15 protein-coding genes and 1 pseudogene are annotated in these 19,553 nt (G+C 63.3%); 3 read left to right on the forward strand and 13 right to left on the reverse strand.

All coding sequences use genetic code 11. The features are described from left to right. Positions 1 to 11 precede the first annotated feature (11 nt). The 4 genes from bcsB to AAGQ88_RS13075 form a co-directional block, all read right to left on the reverse strand. On the reverse strand, positions 12 to 2,291 hold the full coding sequence (gene bcsB, locus AAGQ88_RS13060) for a cellulose biosynthesis cyclic di-GMP-binding regulatory protein BcsB (RefSeq protein ID WP_342655610.1): 2,280 nt from the start codon (positions 2,289 to 2,291) through the stop codon (positions 12 to 14). Further along, the gene (gene bcsA / locus AAGQ88_RS13065) at positions 2,288 to 4,513 is read right to left on the reverse strand and encodes a UDP-forming cellulose synthase catalytic subunit (RefSeq protein WP_342655611.1); all 2,226 of its coding nucleotides are present in this window, start codon (positions 4,511 to 4,513) and stop codon (positions 2,288 to 2,290) included. The genes bcsB and bcsA overlap by 4 nt, the downstream gene beginning before the upstream one ends. Beyond that, entirely contained in the window at positions 4,510 to 5,622 is a 1,113-nt protein-coding gene (bcsQ, locus tag AAGQ88_RS13070; RefSeq protein WP_342655612.1) for a cellulose biosynthesis protein BcsQ, read from the reverse strand. The genes bcsA and bcsQ overlap by 4 nt, the downstream gene beginning before the upstream one ends. Positions 5,623 to 6,233: 611 nt before the next feature. Next, entirely contained in the window at positions 6,234 to 7,154 is a 921-nt protein-coding gene (locus AAGQ88_RS13075) for an AraC family transcriptional regulator (RefSeq protein WP_342655613.1), read from the reverse strand. Between the two features lie 83 nt (positions 7,155 to 7,237). Here AAGQ88_RS13075 and AAGQ88_RS13080 point away from each other — a divergent pair, with 83 nt between their 5' ends. Beyond that, complete coding sequence (locus AAGQ88_RS13080; protein WP_342655614.1) at positions 7,238 to 8,227, forward strand: oxidoreductase; 990 nt, start codon at positions 7,238 to 7,240, stop codon at positions 8,225 to 8,227. A gap of 205 nt (positions 8,228 to 8,432) precedes the next feature. Here the strand turns inward: AAGQ88_RS13080 and AAGQ88_RS13085 are convergent, their stop codons facing one another. Then, positions 8,433 to 9,521 (reverse strand): alkene reductase, encoded by a 1,089-nt coding sequence (locus AAGQ88_RS13085; RefSeq protein WP_342655615.1) that lies wholly within the window; start codon positions 9,519 to 9,521, stop codon positions 8,433 to 8,435. 35 nt (positions 9,522 to 9,556) lie between these two features. Then, positions 9,557 to 10,306 carry an SDR family oxidoreductase gene (locus tag AAGQ88_RS13090; protein WP_342655616.1) on the reverse strand — a complete coding sequence of 250 codons (750 nt, stop codon included), beginning with the start codon at positions 10,304 to 10,306 and terminating at the stop codon, positions 9,557 to 9,559. A gap of 111 nt (positions 10,307 to 10,417) precedes the next feature. Between AAGQ88_RS13090 and AAGQ88_RS13095 the strand changes: the two genes are divergently transcribed. Both AAGQ88_RS13095 and AAGQ88_RS13100 read left to right on the forward strand, forming a co-directional pair. Then, positions 10,418 to 11,362 (forward strand): LysR family transcriptional regulator, encoded by a 945-nt coding sequence (locus tag AAGQ88_RS13095; RefSeq protein WP_342655617.1) that lies wholly within the window; start codon positions 10,418 to 10,420, stop codon positions 11,360 to 11,362. A gap of 177 nt (positions 11,363 to 11,539) precedes the next feature. Next, on the forward strand, positions 11,540 to 13,306 hold the full coding sequence (locus AAGQ88_RS13100; RefSeq protein ID WP_342655618.1) for a S8/S53 family peptidase: 1,767 nt from the start codon (positions 11,540 to 11,542) through the stop codon (positions 13,304 to 13,306). A gap of 61 nt (positions 13,307 to 13,367) precedes the next feature. On the opposite strand, the gene gspD is transcribed toward AAGQ88_RS13100, so the two are convergent. From gspD to AAGQ88_RS13135, 7 genes and pseudogenes are all read right to left on the reverse strand, one after another. After that, complete coding sequence (gspD, locus tag AAGQ88_RS13105; RefSeq protein ID WP_342655619.1) at positions 13,368 to 15,686, reverse strand: type II secretion system secretin GspD; 2,319 nt, start codon at positions 15,684 to 15,686, stop codon at positions 13,368 to 13,370. Continuing rightward, positions 15,683 to 16,198 carry a hypothetical protein gene (locus AAGQ88_RS13110; protein WP_342655620.1) on the reverse strand — a complete coding sequence of 172 codons (516 nt, stop codon included), beginning with the start codon at positions 16,196 to 16,198 and terminating at the stop codon, positions 15,683 to 15,685. Before AAGQ88_RS13110 ends, gspD begins: the two co-directional genes overlap by 4 nt. 74 nt (positions 16,199 to 16,272) lie before the next feature. Continuing rightward, positions 16,273 to 16,866, reverse strand: a pseudogene (gspM, locus tag AAGQ88_RS13115) (type II secretion system protein GspM); the annotation flags it as partial. Continuing rightward, the gene (locus AAGQ88_RS13120; RefSeq protein ID WP_342655621.1) at positions 16,856 to 17,887 is read right to left on the reverse strand and encodes a type II secretion system protein GspL; all 1,032 of its coding nucleotides are present in this window, start codon (positions 17,885 to 17,887) and stop codon (positions 16,856 to 16,858) included. The gene AAGQ88_RS13120 and the pseudogene gspM, both read right to left, overlap by 11 nt. Further along, entirely contained in the window at positions 17,884 to 18,606 is a 723-nt protein-coding gene (locus AAGQ88_RS13125) for a type II secretion system minor pseudopilin GspK (protein ID WP_342655622.1), read from the reverse strand. Before AAGQ88_RS13125 ends, AAGQ88_RS13120 begins: the two co-directional genes overlap by 4 nt. Then, positions 18,603 to 19,214, reverse strand: coding sequence for a prepilin-type N-terminal cleavage/methylation domain-containing protein (locus AAGQ88_RS13130; RefSeq protein WP_342655623.1), 612 nt, complete (start codon positions 19,212 to 19,214; stop codon positions 18,603 to 18,605). The genes AAGQ88_RS13125 and AAGQ88_RS13130 overlap by 4 nt, the downstream gene beginning before the upstream one ends. Beyond that, on the reverse strand, positions 19,211 to 19,546 hold the full coding sequence (locus AAGQ88_RS13135; RefSeq protein ID WP_342655800.1) for a hypothetical protein: 336 nt from the start codon (positions 19,544 to 19,546) through the stop codon (positions 19,211 to 19,213). Before AAGQ88_RS13135 ends, AAGQ88_RS13130 begins: the two co-directional genes overlap by 4 nt. Positions 19,547 to 19,553: the final 7 nt, after the last annotated feature.

A 19,553-nucleotide genomic window follows, 5' to 3' on the forward strand; every position in this document is an offset into this window, starting at 1 on the left:
TGCATTCACAGTCATGACAGGCGCTTCTTGGCACGCGAGCGCAGGAACAGATAAAGCAGGCCACTGACCATGAACAGGCCGCAGACCGTGACCAGCAACATCCAGATCAGGTTTTGCGACAGGGTCCATTGAACGCGCTTGAACAGGTTCAGATCGCCGACGTAATACTGATCGTCAGCCACCAGCGAGGTGATCTGCTTGCCGTTCACCACCGCCAGGCTGCCCTGGATGGTTTCCTTGTACTGATCGCCACCGATCAGTGCGTCCGTGGCATCGACCAGGCCTTCCGGCTTGCCGCTGACGATCACCACCACGCTGCGCTCGGGTTTGAGCGGCGACTGGAAGCCGGCCAGGTACGTGCTGCTGGCGGGGCCGGTGTAGGTCACGTTCAGGCGGGGTTTGCGCAGGTTGGCCTGCGGGTCCGGGCTGATCCAGTCGCGTACGCGCAGGGTCAGGTCGGACAGGGAGAAACGGTGGGTTTCGCCGGTGAAGCTTGCCGGCAGGTGCGCTGCCCACTGCGTCAGCAACGGCTGGTTGTCGCCCGACGCGAGGACCAGCAGGTCTTTGTCGCTGACCGACTGCACGTCATTGGCCTGCACCACTTTCACTGCGGTGGCCGGATAACCGGTGGACTCACCGAAGCGCCCGAGCACGGTCAGGTAAGCCCCCCATTCGGCAGGGCCGCTTCTGTCCGGCATCACCACGGCGCTCTGCGAAAGGTCGGCCATGCGCGTGAACGGGAAGCCGCTGTCGTTGAACACGCCCAGGTTCGGCAGGGCGATGTAGTGGTTGTAGCCGCTCAGGTCGAGGCTGGAATCCGGGTCGATCAGACCGCGCATGTTGTCGACGATGATGTCGCGGCATTCGCCCTGCTTGATGTAGTCGAACATGAAGCGGAACTGCAGCTGCGACTGTGCAGGCGCCAGGCCCAACGGCAACAGCACGCTGGCTTCGCGCGGCAGGCTGGTGTCCTTTTTCAGCAGCTCCAGCAGGTTGTCGCCACCTTTGAGGTTGGTCACCGACGGCAACGGCATGGACTTCATGAAGTTGTTGTTCAGGCTGACCAGCAACGAAGAGTTGGTCGACTCCTGTTGCGGCGTGTAGCGGTATTTCAGGCTCAGCGGAACGCCCACTTCGCGCCAGTTGAACAGGTCTGGCGGCAGACGTACCGGAATGGTGATGTTGCCTGGGTTGTAGCCGGAAACACTGAGCAGTTTGGTGTCGAGCAGTTCGCCAAGCTTGACGGGACGGTCCGACGGCAGCCAGTTCGGTGCGTCATAAGGTTTGCGCGGCGCGAGCGGGTCGAGGCGGTCGATCGTGACGCTGTTGCCGACCAGCGATTTGCTGCCCACGGCGACGGCCGAGGCCGCAAGTTTCAGCTCGGTGGCATCGCGACCGGCGACGATCAGCAGCTTGCCGTGTGCGTCGTTGGGATTGCTCATCAACGTGACCGTGGCGCCTTTCACCGCAGGCAGCTGCAAGCCGCCGAGCTGGATGGCGTCTTTGCTCTCGATCAGGACGATGGCGTTGCCCTTGTCCGGAATCTGCCCGACATTGCTGGTGAAACTGGCGCCACGGTAAGCGGCGAGGGCGCCGATCCACGACGACAGGGCGCCAGCGGCTTCGAGGGTGGCGTTGTCCGGCGTCGAAGCGAAGACGATCGGCAGGTTGACCTGACGGGCATCGCGGCGATCGAAGAACGGCAGCGGCAGAATCGCCAGATCATCCTTGAGCTGGATCGGCGAAACGTTGAGTTTCAGCTCCGAGCTGTTGTTGATCTTGGCCCACAGACTGCTGTGCTGCGGGTCTTCGCACTGCATCGAGTAGTGACCGATGAACTGCAGGCGCAGACGGTTGAATTCAGTGATCAGGCGCGGCGGGATATCGACCACCTGCTCCTGCGGTGTGCCGGCACGCTCTTTGGGCAAAGACAGGCTGGCGGCCACCTCGTCGTTGACCAGCACGTTGATCTGCGAGAGGTCTGCCAGCAGCGCCGGCGAATAGCTGTAGCGCAACACCAGTTGGGCGCCGTTCACTACTTCGTCGGCGCGGATGTCGAAGTTGACACCGTCGGCCGCTTCCACGCCCTGCAGGTTCATGGTGTCCAGTCGGCCCAGCTGCTTGAGCGTCATGTTCTGGCTGTAGCTGCCGGCTGGTGCGGGTGCGTTGGTTGCGGTCTCGGCGTGCGCAGTCTGGCTCAGGCCCGACAGGCACAGGACAGACGACGCCAGCAGCGTGAGCGGGTGATGAGGGCGGCGGGTTTCACTGCGCACGGAAAATTTGCTGATCATGACTTGTCCATAGAAGATTCGAGCGATTTCGTTTGAGCCGGTGTCCCGGTGAGGCTGTGACGCGCCTGCAGGGCGGTCGCCTTGACCAGCGCGCCCATGCCGATCAGGCCGATGGTGCTGACCTCGCGCAGGGCCGAGAGCGGGGTGTCGAGCTTGCCGCTGCCCCAACTGGTCGCCCAGGTGTCGGCACGAGAGAAGGTCATGCGCACCAGTTCGCTCTGCTGACGCAGGGTCAGCGGGTCGAACAACGCGCCCAGGTCCTGTCCTTTGCTGAACACCACGGTGGTGTCGAACTGGCTGGTCCTGGCGTTGCGAAACAGCGAAACGCGCATCCGTTCGCCCGGCTTGACCGTCGTGCCTGGCGGCAAGCGCAGGCCCAGGCCACGCTGCGAAAAGTCCTGCGTGGTGCCGTAGACTTCGGTGCCGTCTTCCAGCTCGACCTTGACCGGCAACTCGGCGCGCACACGCGGTTCGGCACGCACCTGGCGCGTCTCACTCGCGACCGCCACCGCAGCGCTGGTGATGATCAGGTTGTAGAGCGTCCAGGCGGTGTTGATGAGCACGGTGACGGCAGTGTCCGGCGCGCCCCAGATCAGTTGATGGATGCCGAAGCCCAGGCCGGTCAGGTTCATCAGCAGCAGCACGATATAAGGACGTGCGAGCTTCCAGTCGAAGAAGTCCTTGTCGATGATGCCGCCCTTGTCGGTGACGTTGAAGCCGCCGAACTTGGGGTTGACCAGCGCCATCAGCACCGGTGGCATGATGTACCAGGCCAGCACCGTCTCGTAGACCTCGTTCCAGAACGAATGCCGGAAACGCCCCTGAATGCAGGAGTTGGTCAGATTGGAGTGAAACAGGTGCGGCAGCACGTACGCGGTGATCATCAGCGCCGAGGCGTGGAAAATCTCGGCGCCGAAGATCAGGTAGGCCAGTGGCGCGGTGAGGAAGGTCAGGCGCGGCAAGCCATAGAAGAAGTGCAACATGGCGTTGGCGTAGCAGACGCGTTGACCCAGGTTCAGGCCTTTGCCGAACAGCGGGTTGTCGAGGCGGAAAATCTGCGCCATTCCGCGAGCCCAGCGAATCCGCTGGCTGATGTGGCGTGACAGGCTTTCAGTCGCAAGACCGGCTGCCTGGGGAATCGCCAGATAGGCGGTGTTGTAGCCGGCGCGGTTGAGCTTGAGCGCCGTATGGGCGTCCTCGGTCACGGTTTCGACGGCGACACCACCGACTTCTTCCAGCGGCTTGCGGCGCAGAATCGCGCACGAGCCACAGAAGAACGTCGCGTTCCACAGGTCGTTGCCGTCCTGAACCAGCCCGTAGAACAACTCACCTTCGTTCGGTACGGCACGGAACGTGTTGAGGTTCTTCTCGAACGGGTCAGGGGAAAAGAAGAAGTGCGGCGTCTGCAGCATCGCCAGCTTCGGATCCTTGAGGAACCAGCCCATGCCGATCTGCAGGAAAGAGCGGGTCGGCACATGGTCGGCGTCGAACATGGCGATGTATTCGCCATCGGTGACTTTCAGCGCCGCGTTGAGGTTGCCCGCCTTGGCGTGATGATTGTTGTCACGCACGATGTAGTTGACACCGATGGCCTGACAGAAACGGCGAAATTCGTCGCGACGGCCATCATCGAGAACGTGGATGCGCAGCTTTTCTTTGGGCCAGTCCATCGCCTGAGCCGCGAAAATGCTCAGTTTCACGATGCTCAGCGCTTCGTTATAGGTAGGAATGAACACATCCACCGTCGGCCAGTCACTGGGGTCGCCGGTCAGCAGCACCGGTTGACGCCGCAGCGGCCAGGCGGTCTGGACATAGCCGAAGATCAACACCACCAGGGCGTAGATCTCGGCGAGCACCAGGCCATAGCCGAACATGATGTCCAGCCAGCCTTCGAAACCCAGCGTGTCGGTCAGGCGCCAGTACATGTAGCGCAACGAGGCGACCAGCGACATCACGATCAACGCCAGGATCGGCAGGCGACCGGGAAGGCGTTTGATGAACAGCGCGGAACAGAAACACAGCGCCGCGAACAGGCACTGGGTATAGAGGTCAAGCGGCGCGCTGATGATGCTGATCAGCAGCAGCACCGCGATGATCGAACCGACCAGAATCAGCGTACGGCGTACCGCGCGAGGCCACTGGCTGACGCGGTTGAACAAACCATTGGCGCGCAGTTCCGGGCGCCCCGGGGAGTGGGGCGTGGGATTTGTAACTTGGGTCATGACAAATAGGGCTCTTGCGTGCCTTCCATGAGAAGTTCGCAAAGCGAACCTGCGATGTCGAGGGTGTCCTGGCAGCCTCGGGTGCTTGGGGTGTGCGCCAGCGGATTGCGGTCGTACGCCAATGATTCACTGATGAAGTGATCCTGACGGATCACGCCCAGCAGCTGATTGCCTATTCTTTTCTTCAGCAGATCGCACATGTCGAGGCTGAACTGGCGGGACGTGTCCAACTGGTTGATGACGACTTTGCACTGCGCGGCATTTTCCCGTTGCAGGTAAGGCGCGAGCAGCCTGTCCATCTGGTTGTAACTGGTGTAGGACGCCGCATCGGCGAGGGTCACGACCACCACCAGGCTGGCAACCTCCAGCACCTGATTCAGGTACACCGTGGCGCCGGGCGGCGTGTCGATCACAACGGTGTCCTGCTCACCCAGATTCATGGCTTCCAGGCAGCGGGCCAGCCACAGGTGATCGTTTGCGAGCAGTTGTTCGAAATCCACGCGTTCCTGGTCGGTGGTCACACCGTAGGCCAGGCACTGGCTGCCGGCATAACCCTTGCGAGCAATGTCGCGCCAGTCGGCGTTGCGCTGGCTGGCCTGAGCGATGCCTGGCCATTGTTCATTGCCGCCAAGGTGCAGGCACAACGAATTCTGCGGGTCGAAGTCGATGGCGAAGGTGCGACCGCCGGGGCGTTTGATCGCACTGGCCAGCGCGCCGGCCAGCGTACTTCGGCCCGCGCCGCCTTTGTTCGACACCACCGCGATGACGCTGGCTTCAAGGTGTGGTCTGGACGATTGCGCCGAGCGTTCAGCGACGGGCGAGCCGTCGCGGTGCTGCTCGATTTCGTTCAACAGGCGGCTGAGCGCTGTGGAACCGGCCGCCGCAGGCAACGCAGCCAGCAATGGCTCGTCCACGCGCGCTTCGTCCGCCTCGACAGTCGCAGGCATTTCATCGATGTGGGGTATATCCCCAGCATTTTCAGAGGTAGGTTCCTCGCCAGGAACGCTTTTCAACGCCGCAGAAAAGGGCGTGGCCATTTCTTCGGTGTACTCGTAGCGGGGTTCGATCTCGCGATAAAACTCAGCGCTACTCCCGAATCTGCTGAACAAATTCGCAATATCGTCAGAACGGTGCATATAGGTATCCCTTCCCGGAAATGGGTTCGTACAACAATGAAGGGAATTGCTAGCCCAACTGCGCACTCCATGAAACATTACGCAACTTCGTGCGTGATATCAATATGATGTTGCCCCGTATTGCTGTCTAATTGATTTTTTCAAAATCTCGAAACTTTAAGCCAAGAATTTGGCGCTAAAACGGCGTGCGATAGAAATGCGTCGCGCCTGCGCCATTCGAGCAGTTGATTTGCCTGCATTTTGGCGCGTAAAGCGTGCAAGTCTGCGGGGTGCGCAGGGTGGGAGTCGGTCAAGGAGGGCGAATTGGCGACGTGTCGCCGCTTGTAAAGTCGCTGAAACAGATCCACTCAATTGAGTGTTCACGGGTCAAACGTTCATTGATCCCGACGAAATCGCTCACGGCGAAGCACGTTCAGTCACAACTAATAAATGCCGTCACAGGGGCGTATTCAACTTGCCGTTTTATAAAACGTGACGGGGCGCTGTCGAATAGAGCTGTGCCACGACATCAAGTAACTTCAATAAGTTTCATTGTGCGTTCAAGTTTTTTATTAATGCGCGTAATGCGTTGTCTCAGCTGGGGTTCAAGCGCAATGGCGTCGGCGGTATTGTCCGGGCGATTGCCCATGAACGCGCTTGAAGGCGACGCCGAACGCGGCATCGGACAGGTAGCCCAGCGAGTCGGCCACTGTCGAGACGGTGTCCACGCCGTTGCACAGCCTCGAAGCCGCCACCTGCATGCGCCATCGGGTGGCATATTCCACCGGTGTCTGGCCGACGCGGGTTTTGAACAACGCCGCAAAGCCCGAACGCGACATGCAGGCGATCGTCGCCATTTCCGCCAGTTTCCAAGAATGCGCCGGTGCGCCGTGCACCGCCCGCATCACGTTGGCAATGGCCGGTTCCCGCAGGCCGCCCAGCCAGGTCAGCTCGGCCAGGTCAGCCGTGACAATGTGGTGGCGCAGCGCATGGACGAAAATCAGCCTGAGCAAGTCGTTGCACATGGCATAGGCGCCGGCTTGCGCGGATTGCCATTCCCGGTCCAGTTCGTCCAGCAGCCAGGCAAAGGAGGTGGCACCGCTCGCGCGGGCCTCGATGATGATCACCGGCGGCAGCCACTCCAGCAGATCAGCCGCACCAGGGCTGACCAGCGACACGCTGCCGCCCAAGAGTTCGACGTCATTGCCCACGCCGTAGACGGCAGACGAGCCGGACTCCGCGAACACCTCGGAGGCGTTGATGGGCTGCATGTCAGCCGCGCTCGACAAGACAAACGGCGTGCGCGACACCACAAAACAGTCCCCGGCGCGCAGGCGACGCGCAGGCTGGTCAGGAACGCGCAGCCAACATTCACCGCGGCGCACGACATTGAATTTCAATTCGATGGGCTGAAAGCGTAATGCCCAGTCGCCGCCCGCTTGCAGCCGGACCGAACAGGCAGCGCGCAGACCTGAGAGGGCGAGCACGTCAGAGAGCGGGTCGGACAGTGGATTCTGGATGATCACGATAGAAAACCGGACTATTTGAGCTGTTTCGTCCAGTGATAGTAGCCAAGAATCGACGCTTCAGAAAGACGCGGAGAGACTTCATGATCACCCTTCAATCCCCCCTTGCATCCCCCTTCGACGCCGCCAGCACCGCTGCCGAAGTCATGGCCGGTGTCGACTTGCGCGGGAAACTGGCAATCGTCACCGGCGGCTATTCCGGCCTGGGCCTGATCACCGCTCGACACTTGGCCGCGGCTGGCGCCCGGGTCATCGTGCCGGCCAGAGACCCAAAGCGGGCGGGCGCTGCACTGGCTGGCATCGACGGCGTATTGGTCGAGCCGATGGACCTGATCAGTGCGGACTCGGTGAGTGCGTTTTGCGCCCGGGTTGTCGGCCGAGGTCAGCCTGTTTCATTGCTGATCAACTGCGCCGGTGTCATGGCGTCGCCGCTTGCCCATGACGCCGAGGGGCATGAGAGCCAGTTTTCAATCAATCATCTGGGGCATTACCGCCTGACGTGCGGGCTATGGCCGGCATTGGTCGCAGCGGGATCCGCGAGGGTGGTGGCCGTGTCGTCCCGCGGGCATCAGATCGCAGGTATGGACTTCGACGACACTGACTTCCAGCGCCGGCCGTACGACAAATGGGTTGCTTATGGTCAGTCCAAGACCGCCAACGCGCTGTTCGCCATGGCACTGGACACGCGCGGTCGTGAGCAGGGCGTCCGTGCGTTCTCGTTGCACCCGGGGCAAATCCTGACTGACCTGGCGCGGCACTTGAGCAGCAGCGAGATCGAAGCGTTCGACGTGTTCGACGAGAACGGCCAGCACAAGGTCAATCCGCAGGCTGGCCTGAAAACCCTGGAACAAGGCGCAGCGACCGGGCTTTGGTGTGCCACGAGCCCCGCGCTGGAAGGCAAGGGCGGTGTGTACTGCGAGGATTGCAACATCGCGCCGGTCAATCAGTCGGATATCGGCCGCAAAGGCGTGGCGCAATGGGCGTCCGACCCCGACGCGGCCGAACGCCTGTGGCAGCTGTCGCAGCAATGGACGGGGCTGAGTCTGGCCAAGTCCCGTGAAATGGAAAGGTGAACGGGCATTGATGGCCGTCCGCGCTGAGGCACAGGGGCGACAAAATGCGCTATGCCTCGCTGTCTACCGGCTCAGTGCACCCGATCCACAGCCGCCGAAGGCCCCTGCCTCCACGTTGTAGGGGAGGCAGGGGCCTTGTCGACGGGCTATCAGGGGGTGACGCTGGCATGGAGGCGCATCGATGCCATTGTCGCCACATCCAAGATCAGGCCTCGGTAGAGCCGTAATCCGGATAGCTGGAATAGCCTTCGGCGCCTTGGGTGAACCAGGTGCTCGGGTCGTCTTGCGACAGTGGCAACTGGTCTCTCAAGCGCGCTGGCAAGTCCGGGTTGGCGATGAACGGACGACCGAAGGCGATAGCGTCCGCCAGCCCGGATTCAACCGCCGCCTGCGCCCGCGCAACGTCGTAATCGGAGTTGAGGATCAGCACGCCCTTGAAGGCGCGGCGAATGGCCGGCGCCACCGGCGGCCGTTCCGACGCGCCGAACGTGCCATCCATGGGCGGTTCGCGCAGCTCCAGATGAGCGATCCCGATATCGGACAGCACCTGGGCGGCGCGAACGAACAACGGTTCCGGGTCACTGTCGCGCACGCCCTGATCATAACTGCCCGGCGACAGGCGAACGGAAGTCCGGTCCGCGCCGATGACCTGGGCCACCGCCTCGGTGATTTCCTCCAACAGCCGAATCCGGTTGTCGATCGATCCCCCATAGCCATCTGTGCGGAAATTCCCGCTGTCACGCAGAAACTGGTCGATCAGATAGCCGTTGGCAGCATGAACCTGCACCCCGTCGAAGCCGGCTTCGATGGCATTGCGGGTTGCCTGGCGAAACTGTTCGAGCAAGGCAGGGATTTCATCGGTGCCCAGCGCCCTTGCCGCGCTGTAGGGTTGCTTGCCGGCATAAGTGTGCGCGAGGCCAGGCGCGGTGGTGACGGACGCCGATACCGGCTGCCCGCCTTGCAGGAAGCTGGGGTGCACGACCCGGCCCATGTGCCAGAGTTGCGCGAGGATTCGTCCGCCCCTGGCATGCACCGCGTCGGTGACGCGTTTCCAGCCGGCAATCTGCTCGCCGGACCAGATGCCGGTGGCGTACGCCCAACCCAGCCCTTGCTGACTGATGCCGATCGCCTCGGAGATGATCAGTCCGGCGCTGGCGCGTTGTGCGTAGTAGTCGATCATCATCTTGGTGGGCACGTGCTCACGGGTGCCGCGGCCTCGGGTCATCGGGGCCATGAGAATGCGGTGGGGCAACGAGAGGGCGCCCATCTGCAGGGATTGGAACAGCGAAGTCATTGGCAGAATCTCCTGAGTCATTTGCAAGGGGCGCCTCAAACCAGGCGGGCGCCGCCGTCGATGTTGAGCACCGCGCCGTTCATGAAGGTGTTGGCCATCAGAAACACCACGGCGTTGCCGGCTTCCTCAGCCGAACCTAAGCGGTGCAGAGGCAGTGTCTGTTCCAGCGACGCCACGAACGCATCACGCCCTTCGCCCAGCGCCTTGCCCAGAATCGGTGTGTTGATCGGACCGGGAGAGAGCGTATTGACGCGCACTGGCGCAAGCTCCAGCGCCATGCCGCGGGCCATGGCCTCCATGGCGGCCGAGGCTGCGGCCAGCACCGCGGTGCCATAGGCGTTCGGACGGTCGGCGAGGTTGCCGGAAATGAAGGTGATCGAGCCGCTTTTCGACAGCTTGTCGCCCAACGCCCGGATGGCGTGGATGGACGCCCAGATGCGCTCTTCGAATGCGCGGCGCAGGTGATCGATGTCGGCATCCAGCACGCGGCCTGCGACGAAGCTGCCCGCCAGCAGCACCAGGTGATCGACGTGGGCGATGTCCGAGACTGGCGCGTAAATCGTTTCACTGCGAGTGACGTCAGCTGCGCGCCAGCCTGCCAGGCCATGTGCTTCAGCGGCTTGTCTGGCACGCTCGGCGTTCGAGCCGATGACGATCACCGCCGCGCCAGCGGCTTTTGCCTGAATGGCAGCGGCGAGGCCGATGCCGGATGTCCCGCCGAAAATCACGACGGTCTGGTCTTGCAGATTCGAGGGAAGCAGCGGGGCAGCGGAAGTGTGGGTCATGTCGATCTCCTTGGAACGCCGAAGTGGCGTGCGATGGAGGTGAGATTAAAGCGTGACGTACAGATTGATAATTGGGCCGCAAGTCGCTTTACTAGTGGCATGAAGGAACAAATGGGTTTAGAGCGTTTAACCGGCCTGATCGCGTTCGCGCGCGCAGCGTCCCTGGGCAGCTACACCGCAGCTGCGCGGGCGTTGTCCGTGTCTCCGTCGGCCATCAGCAAAAGTGTCCAGCGGCTGGAGGAGCACTTTGGTCTCAAGCTCTTCACCCGCACGACGCGGTCATTGACGCTGACGCCGGAGGGGCGTGATCTGTTCGAGCGGGCGATGCGCATCCTGCATGAGGTCGAGGGGATCGATCAGGCCGCCGTGGCCTCGCGGGCAGAGCCCTCCGGCACGCTGAAAATCACCGCTCCGTTGCCCATCGGCTTGAACATCCTTGCGCCAGCGCTGCCGCGATTCCGCGAGCGTTACCCCAACGTCACCCTCGACCTGCGCCTTGGCGATCAGTATTCGGACATCATCGAACAGGGCATCGACGTCCTCATCCGGGTCGGGCAATTGTCGGACTCACGGCTGATCAGCCGTCATCTGGGTCCGCACCGCACCGGCGCATTCGCCTCGCCGCGTTACCTCGAACGCAAAGGCACGCCGCGTCACCCGTCGGAACTCAGCGAACACGACTGCGTGAATTTCCGTTATCAGAGTTCCGGGCAGGCGCTGCGCTGGACGTACAACGAAGGAGAGCGTTCGCAGGAGGTCATCCCCGAGGCGGGCATTACCATTGACTTGAGCGATGCGGTCGCAGCGACGATGGCGGCGGACGGCGGCATCGGCATCACCCCGAATTACGTGGCCGCGCCTTATGTCCTGCGCGGCGAACTGGTGCCGGTGCTGCCGCAATTGATCATGGAGCGGTTTCCGATCACTGCGCTGTGGCCGGAAAGCCGCAGGGGCAGCCCGAACGTGAAGGCGTTCCTGGCTTTTCTCGCCGAGGTCTTCCCGTCGCCGGCACCTTGGGATCAGGCGGTGGCCGCACACATGCCAGGGGCCGACTGAGCTGAGCGATCGCTGGAGTCGCACGGCTTGAGCGCGGCTTGAATAACGGATGGCTCCTGCCTGAGCCAAGGATCCGACCTCTGCGCGGCGTTCAAAACATGCCGCGAACGCCCCGTTTGAACGAAGCATGCAAGGTGCCAGTCGTAACAGCACAATCGTTATCGAGAGTTCTGGCCCATGGTTTTTCGTTCTGCCGTTTACGCCGGCCTGTGGGCCCTGGTCGTCAGTTCTGTGGCGCAGGCGCAAGAGCCGCTGCGTATCGAGAGCCTGAAACGGTGCGGTGATCTGCTGGACAATCAGCGCCAGCAGTGGTGCCTGAACGTTCAGGGAATGACCGCGCAAACCCCGACCCTTTACCTCGATAGTCAGCCGCTTTCGGCCACTGCTGTCGAGCGCGACGGCGACCGGTTGCGCGTGCAGGTCGACAGCCATGGACGCCAGAGCGGACCGCTCTATCTCAAGGACGGGCCACGGTCGAGCAACGCGACCTGGCTGACGCTGCGCAACAGTCACGTGGTTGCCGCTGGCCCTGACGAAGTCGCGAAGAACATGGACGGCCTGACCACCTACGTCGATCTGGTCAGCGTGGTGATCGAGGAAGATCATGACGGACGTCCCGAGGCTGAAAGGCTGGCGAAAAAATACGGCGCAAAAGTGGTCGGCAGCATCGCGCCGTTAAACCTGTATCAGTTGCGTCTGCCTGCGAGGGATCTGGTGCAGCGCGATGCGCTGGTGCTGCGTCTGGGCAGCGAAACCAGTGTCGATGCGGTGGTCATCGAGGAGTCGGCTGCGGAGAAAACCGAAGAGGGCGTCAGTCCCGCTCCAGACCCGGCCAGGCCGTCGGTGGACTCCGATGAATGGGCGGCCAACCGCTTTCTCGACGCGGTGAATTATTACCGGCGACGTATTCCGGCCCGGCAGGCGCCGATTCAGCCGCAGCCGATCCGGGTGGGACTGATCGAGCGCGACGTTGATTTCGACACCGCCGACTTCGCCGAGTACATGGGTGACTGTGCGCCGCCGCGCACCTGCGTGTATGCCCGAGATTCGCAGAAACCGGACGCTCATGGCACCACCGTCGCCGGTATTCTCGCGGCTCACTGGGACGATGGCGGCAACACCGGATTTCTGCGTGGGCTGGACAAGGCCGGCGGCGGTTTCGATGTCATCGTGGAGCGCAACTCCGATGCGGGCATAACGGCCAATATCGCCGCCTCGGTGAATCTGGTGGAGGACGGCGTGCGGGTGCTCAACTGGAGCTGGGGCATTCACCGGATCGGGGCGAAAAATGTCGACGGCGATGACGTGGATTCCCTGCTGCGCTCGGGCATCGCGATGGGCGGCTACGAAGAGCTGCTCGAAGAGTTTTTCCTGTGGCTGCGCAAAGCGCATCCGGATGTGATCGTGGTTAACTCCGCCGGCAACGGGTCGTCTTTTTCCGGCACGGATGAATACCGTCTGCCATCGTCTTTCGTGACCGATCAGCTGTTGGTGGTCGGTGGCCACCAGCGCAGCGGGCAAGCCGACGTGCCCGTGGACGCGCCCACTTATGCGGTGAAGCGCAGTTCCTCCAACATTGATATGCGCGTCGACATCACCGCGGCCGCATGCGTTCATGCCTCCACCGTCAAGTCCGGCGAGACAGGCGCGGTGCACTGCGGAACGTCGTACGCCACGCCGATGGTCACCGGCCTGCTGGCGGCCATGCTGTCGATCAATCCGCAACTCACGCCCGAGCAGTTACGCATGCTGCTGCGGCGCAGTGCGATGGCCATTGGCGACAATTATGACTTCGAGCCCATGGACGCCGAAGACCTGACGGCACCGATCCTGCCCTCCGAACGCGGCTTCCGGCTCGACGACAAAGACGTGGGCCGATCCGCGCGCCTGGACATGCAGAAAGCGCTGGACCTGGCAGTGGAAAGCCGCGGCCGCGTGCGCTGAACAATCGGCTCACCCAGGATGCGCCTGCCGCCCCTTGCGAGCGGCCAGCCTTTGTTTGAACCTAGAGCGTCGGTTTGATCAGTTGCAGCTGCTGACGATAGTCATCGGTCACCTGACGCGCCTGACTGTTGCTGGTCACGACGCGCGGGGTGATCAACACGATCAGCTCAGTGCGCTTCTTGCTTTTGCTGGTGCTGCCGAACAACCAGCGCAAACCCGGCACACGCCCCAGATACGGCACCGAAGAAGCGGTGTCGCTGTTGTCCTGCTTGATGAGGCCGCCGAGCAGTACGGTCTGACCGCTCTGCACGGCAACCTGCGTCGACACCGAACGGGTGGAAATGCGCGGGTTGCCATTGCTGTCCGAGGCGGCCGTGTTGTCGGCGTCGCTGACTTGCTGCTGAATGTCCATGTAGACGAGTCCGCCTGGATTGATGCGCGGCACGACATCCAGAATGACCCCGGTCTGCACGTATTCGACGCTGCTCAGCGTGGTGTTCGAGACGTTGGTGTTGACCGTGGTCTGACTGATGGGAATGTTGTCGCCGACCTGAATCTGCGCCTGCTGGTTGTTCATCACCACCAGCGACGGGGCCGACAGCACTTGCGTGCGACCGTTGGTTTCCAGCGCGTGCAGCGCCACCTGAAGATTGTTGCTGACGAACGAGTAAAACAACGCGTCAGTGGCGCCCAGGCCGGCGCCGCCGCCACCCAGCGCACCCTGACTGCCGGACGCGTTGGCGACGGTGGTGCTGGACGAGTTACCGGCCAGTTTGCCCAGATACCATTGCACGCCCAGGTCCAGTTCGCCGCTGAGATTGACCTCCAGAATGCGCGTTTCGATCTGCACCTGCATGGGGGCATTGTCCAGCCGTTTGATGGCTGATTCGATCTCCGCCCACTGCGCCGGACGGGTGCGGATCAGCAACTGGTTGCTGCTTTTCTGCGCGGTAATGCGCGTGCTGTCATCCAACCGCTTGCTGGCGCCGGACTGCGTGTCGGCGGTTTCGCTGTCAGTGCCTTCGACCCCGCCGGCATCATTATCGGCACCTCCATCCTCGCTTTCCATCGCCTCGTCGCTCTGCTGCACCGTGCCTTGCTGATTGCCGTTGCTGCCGTTGCTGCCGTTCAGTCCCATCCCGGACGAGACGCCCGAACCCATCCCTGAACCCATGCCCTGGCCCGTGCCGCTGAGGCCCATCGCGCCACTGCTGCCATTGAGCGAGGACAATGAGCGTGTGCGCAGACCGGGTGCGACCCGGGCGGCACTGTCATCCTTGATCTGTCCGTTGCCGTAGATCTGGCGCAGGTATCGGGCCAGATCGGCAGCCTTCATGTTGCGCACGTCATAGACGTACATCTGCGGCTCGTTACCGCCGCCTTCGTCAATGGTGTGAATCCAGTCGCCGACCTCGCTCAGATAGCGCGGCTGCGCGGAAATCGCCACCACCGAGTTGGTGCGGTCGATGGGCAGAAAACGCACCATGCCTGCCATCGGCATCCCGCTGTCCGGGCCGAACATTTTCTTCAGTTCCGGCATCAGTTCGCCGACGGTGGCCCGCTGCAGGCCATACACGGCGATCGACATGCCCTTGAGCCAGTCGACGTCGAAGGTGTCGATGGTGTCCTGATAGTTCGCCAGCTCATCCGGCGTACCGGCCAGGCTCAGCACATTGCGGCCGGGGTCGACCAGCAGAAAGGCGTTATCCCGCGCGAAGGGCTTGAGCAGCTTCTGCATTTCGGTGGCCGAGATGTAATGCAGGGGGAACAGCCGCGCCGACAATCCGCTGGAAGGCCGCGCCACGGGCATCTCGGGCACCAGCTTGCCGGCCACCGCCTGATTGGCGGGCAGGATCACATAGCGCTCGCCCTGGCGAATCATCGCGTTGTCGGTCCAGGACAACAGGGTTTCCAGAATCGACAGCGCCTGCTGCTTGTTCACAGGTCGGGAGGTGGAGAAGCTGACGTCACCTTTAACGCCCTGGGCGATGCTGTAGTTTTCGTGCAGCAGGTCGCCCATCACGCTGTTGATGACCGCTTCGATGGGCTGATTGGTGAAGTTGAAGACGATATCGCCGTCTGCCTGCGCGGGGCCGCGGGAGCCCGCCGCAGGGGCCGGACTGTGCACGAAGGTCTGGCTGCCCCGGATGATCTGCTGGCGCGGTACCGTTCTGGCGGTCGCGTTGCTCTGGCTCGGCATCGGTTCAGGTTCGGCCAGCGGCGGACGCTGCGAGCCGGTGCCATCGAGTGCTTCCTGCATCAGCGCCGGGTCGTTGTCGAAGTGCTCCGGCGTGGTGGCGCAACCGGCCAGCGCGACAGCGGTGGCCAGGCACAACAGAGGGCTGCGCAAACGGGGAAACTCAAGGTAGCGATTGTTCATGGTCTGGGTACGTCTGGAAGGGTAATGAGAGGCGCTTTCGAAGGCGCTGGAAGACGAAGCAGGGGCAGGCGCAATTCGCGGGTCTGTCCCTGATGGGTGAACGTGGCGTTTTGCGCGGTGGCGCCGGTCAGGGTCCAGCCGTTATCCAGCGTGCTGCCGACGGCCAGCTTCAGGTTGCGTTTGTCCGGCATGCGCAACAGGACCCATTGGGCCTGCCCGTCGATCACCACGCCGCTGAGGGCGACGCCATCGAGCGAGGACGCCTGATTTTTGCCAGTCACCTGATCCGGCTTGCGGTCAGGACTGAACATCGACTGCTGCCACGTCAACGCCAGAGTCTGAGTCGGCATGGGCGCGATCGTCGGCGCTCGGGCGGCGGATGCGACGGCACGGGCTTCGCCTGCGGGCAGCCAGTTCACGCTTTGGCCGGCGCCCATTGCCAGACTGATCGCCAGCGCACTCAGCAAAGCGGCACCTGCGCCCAGGACGAGTGAAAGTCGGTCGAACCTCATGCTTCAGGCTCTCCCTCAGGTGCAGGTGCAGGTGCAGGTGCAGGTGCAGGTGATGCAGATCTGGCCTGCGACGGTGCCTGCGCCTGTTGCAGATAGCCGCGCAGCAGCAGATGCACCTGCAAACGCCCGGCACCGCCGGTGGCGGGCGCATTCGTCGCCCGGCGCAGGCTGAGGTTGTCGACGAACAGAAACGGCTGCCCGTATTCGAAGTCGTGCAGCAGACTGGCAAGCGGTTCCATGGCGCAATCCAGCGTCAGGCTGACCTTGACCTGACGATAGGGCTCGGTGCTGTCGTGCTCGGGGGTGATCGGCATGCGTTGCGTCACCTGACAGCCCGGCCCCTGGTCGGCGTGGCCTTTGACCAGATCAAGGCTGCGTTGCATCAGGTCGGCAGCCACCGCACTCGGGTCTTCGCCGGGCAGCAGGCTGGTGCGGCTGGCCGGGTCGCGGCGGGCGGCGTTCAATTGCTGCTCCAGGCTGTCGCGCTGTTGCAGGACGCCGGCGTACCGCTGTTGCTGCGTGCGCAGGGCATCGGCCTGCTCGTCGAGGGCGTTCAGCGGATCGAGGAACCAGCTTTGGACCAGCAGCCACCACGCCACCCACAGCAGCAACGCCAGAACGATCAGTGCCGCGCCACGGCGTTCCCGCGGACTCAGTTCACGGCGCATCGGCGGCCTCCTTGCGCAGCTGCGCACGCAGGGAAAAGCGCTCTTTGCCGGTCTGGGCGTCGGGCTGGATGATGCCCTGGAACTGCGCGTCACTTAAGGTCTTGCAGTCCCTCATGCGGGTGATCAGCGCGCTCGCTCTGGCGCTCTGCCCGGAAAGGGAAACTGCACCGCCCTCGGTGATTTCCAGCTGTTCGACCCAGGTGTCGGCGCCCAGGCATCCGGTGAGGTCCACCAGCACACTGGACAGCGTTGGCTGTGCCGCTTTTTGCCGCGCCAGATAACGCGCGGCACCCTGAGTGTTGATCAGTTCACGCCGAAGATTCTGCACCTGCTGCAGCTGCTGGCGTTGCTCGTCGACAGTCTGCTGCATCGCTTCGACCACGGCCGTGCGGGCATCCAGCCAGAGCACCATGCAGCCGATCAGCAGCGCGCCACAAAGCAAGGCCAGATAACCCGGCAATCGTGCGCGGCCCAGGCGCGGCGGTTTCTGCCCGGCCGGCAGCAAGTCGACGCCCAGACGCTCGCCGCGAGCGTCGCGGCCATCCACGCACTGCAGCGCCAGGCCTTGTGCCTTGCACGCATCGAGTGCCGGTTGCAGCCGTTCGCGCAGGATGGCCACCAGCAGCACGTGCATCAGCGCGCCTTGCTTGCCGGTCACCCGCGCGACGTATTGCAACTGATCACGGGGGTAGGGCGTGTACTTGTCCAGCTCGAAGCCGATGACATTGTGCAGGTCGCGCAGGGCGGCGGTCGGCAGCGACAGCGTCTGGACCAGCGTCATGCTGGCCGGCAACACCAGAATCAGGCGCTCATCGTCGCCTGCATGAACCTGACCCGCCAGCGGCCAGTCGATCAGCCGCTCACGTACCGGGGGCAACATGCGCGCACGGGCAGCGGCGGGCATCATCGCTTGCAATTCGCTCAGCCAGGCGTGCCACAACTGTTGTGCCCGGCTGCCGCGCCAGTGGCTGTCCAGCCGGGACTGGAATAGCGCGAGCCGTTTGAAAGATAGTGGTTTCATTCTTGCCAGCGCAGGACCCGATAAGGCCTCACACCCTCCTTCGATGGATTCAATAACAGCGTGACGCTCAGCGTCGTGCCAAAGCCGCCGGGCAAGGTCGCCCGGCTTTGTGCGGTGATGACGGGGCCCGCGTCGTTGGCGATCGCGCCGCCTTGAGGCAGGTTCAGCGCGCGGCGCAACCAGGGCGAGGCCAGCCGCGCATCCGGCGCAGGCAGGCCGCTCCACAACGTCAGGTGGGCGCTGGTGCACAGGTAGACCTGTTGGTCCATGGCCGGCAGCTCGCGGACTTCCTCCAGGGTGCGCAACGGTGCCCGATCACCACCACGGCGCTGATTCAATGCCTGCGAGAGCTGCGCGGACTGCTCGGCCGATCCACCGCACGCCTGTACCAACCGGGCGAACGCATCGACCGGCGCGGCATTGACGTCCAGCTTCCCGGCTTCGCTGGTCAGGCTCACCGCCAGCGAGGCCTCGTCGAATCGCAGTGCGTGCGGCTGACCGTCGGCGAGCCAGCGACGTTGCGGGTCGCGCTCCAATTGCGCCGTGACCGCCATCGCCACGCCCGCTTCGGCAGCCAGCAGCGCCTGGGTGTGCTGGCGCTGCCAGAGCGCCTGCCGGTTCTGCAGATGCACCCAACCCAACAGGCCTGCGAGCAAGGTGCCGAGCAGTGCCAGCACCCAGAGCACGAGCAGCAGCGCTACCCCGCGTTGCGTCTTCATAACGCCCGCGCCTCTGACGACAGGTCCAGGCGCAGGTCGATGCTTTGCAGCGGCCAAGGCACCGGCCCGGCCAGTTGGGCACCGATGCGCACGCTTATCGGCAGCCGTCCGGGCCAGGGCCAGTGATCCAGCCAGTCGGTTGCGCCGCCCTCAGGGGATACGCCCCGGTAGCTGAACTGCACGGCGAGCACCTGGTGCATCAGCACCTGCGGCTCTTGCGCGGGCAGCAAGCGCTGGTCCTGCAGACGCTCCAGGCTCACTTGCAAGCGCTGTCCTGCCGCCAGCGTCACGCTGTACCGATACAAACCGCCGCCCAGCGTGGTCATCAACGGCGCGTAGAAACGCATGCTGCGCGGCTCGCCGATGAACACCGCAGGCTGCGCGACGCCCGGTTCGTCTGATGCCAGCGGCAAGGCCTGACCGATGACGTGACGCAGGAAATTCTGCGTTGACCGCACTTCGTCCAGGCGCGTGCTGTAACGTTCGGCTTTGCCCATCGCCCGATTGGCGCCGGTGATCGCCCCTGCTATCAGGGTCAGCAAGACGCCGAGCAGGCTCAGCACCACCAACACCTCAAGCAAGGTGAAGCCTCGCGTGCGGCGGTTCATGGGCGGGCTCCCGAGCCCGCGCTGCGGACCTGCAACGTGCTGTAGTGCGCGTGCCGGCTGCCTTCGCGGACTTCCAGGTCCAGCCGCCAGGTTTTCACCGGCGCATCAGCGACCGGCAGCGCGCTGACGTTCAATGTCCATTTCACGCCGGACCATTGCCCCTCGCTGACACTCGGTTGCAGGTGGCCGGCGATGGCTTCGTCCATCAGCGAGCGTGCGGTCAGGCTCAGCAGGTCACTGCGTTGCGCCTGTTGCAGGGCGCGCGCGCTCTGCCCGAAAGCCACCACCAGTACGCTGCTGCACACCGCCAGCACGGCGAGGGCGGCGAGCATTTCCAGC

Origin of the sequence: Pseudomonas sp. F3-2, assembly GCF_038804275.1 — a bacterium.
Lineage (GTDB): Bacteria > Pseudomonadota > Gammaproteobacteria > Pseudomonadales > Pseudomonadaceae > Aquipseudomonas.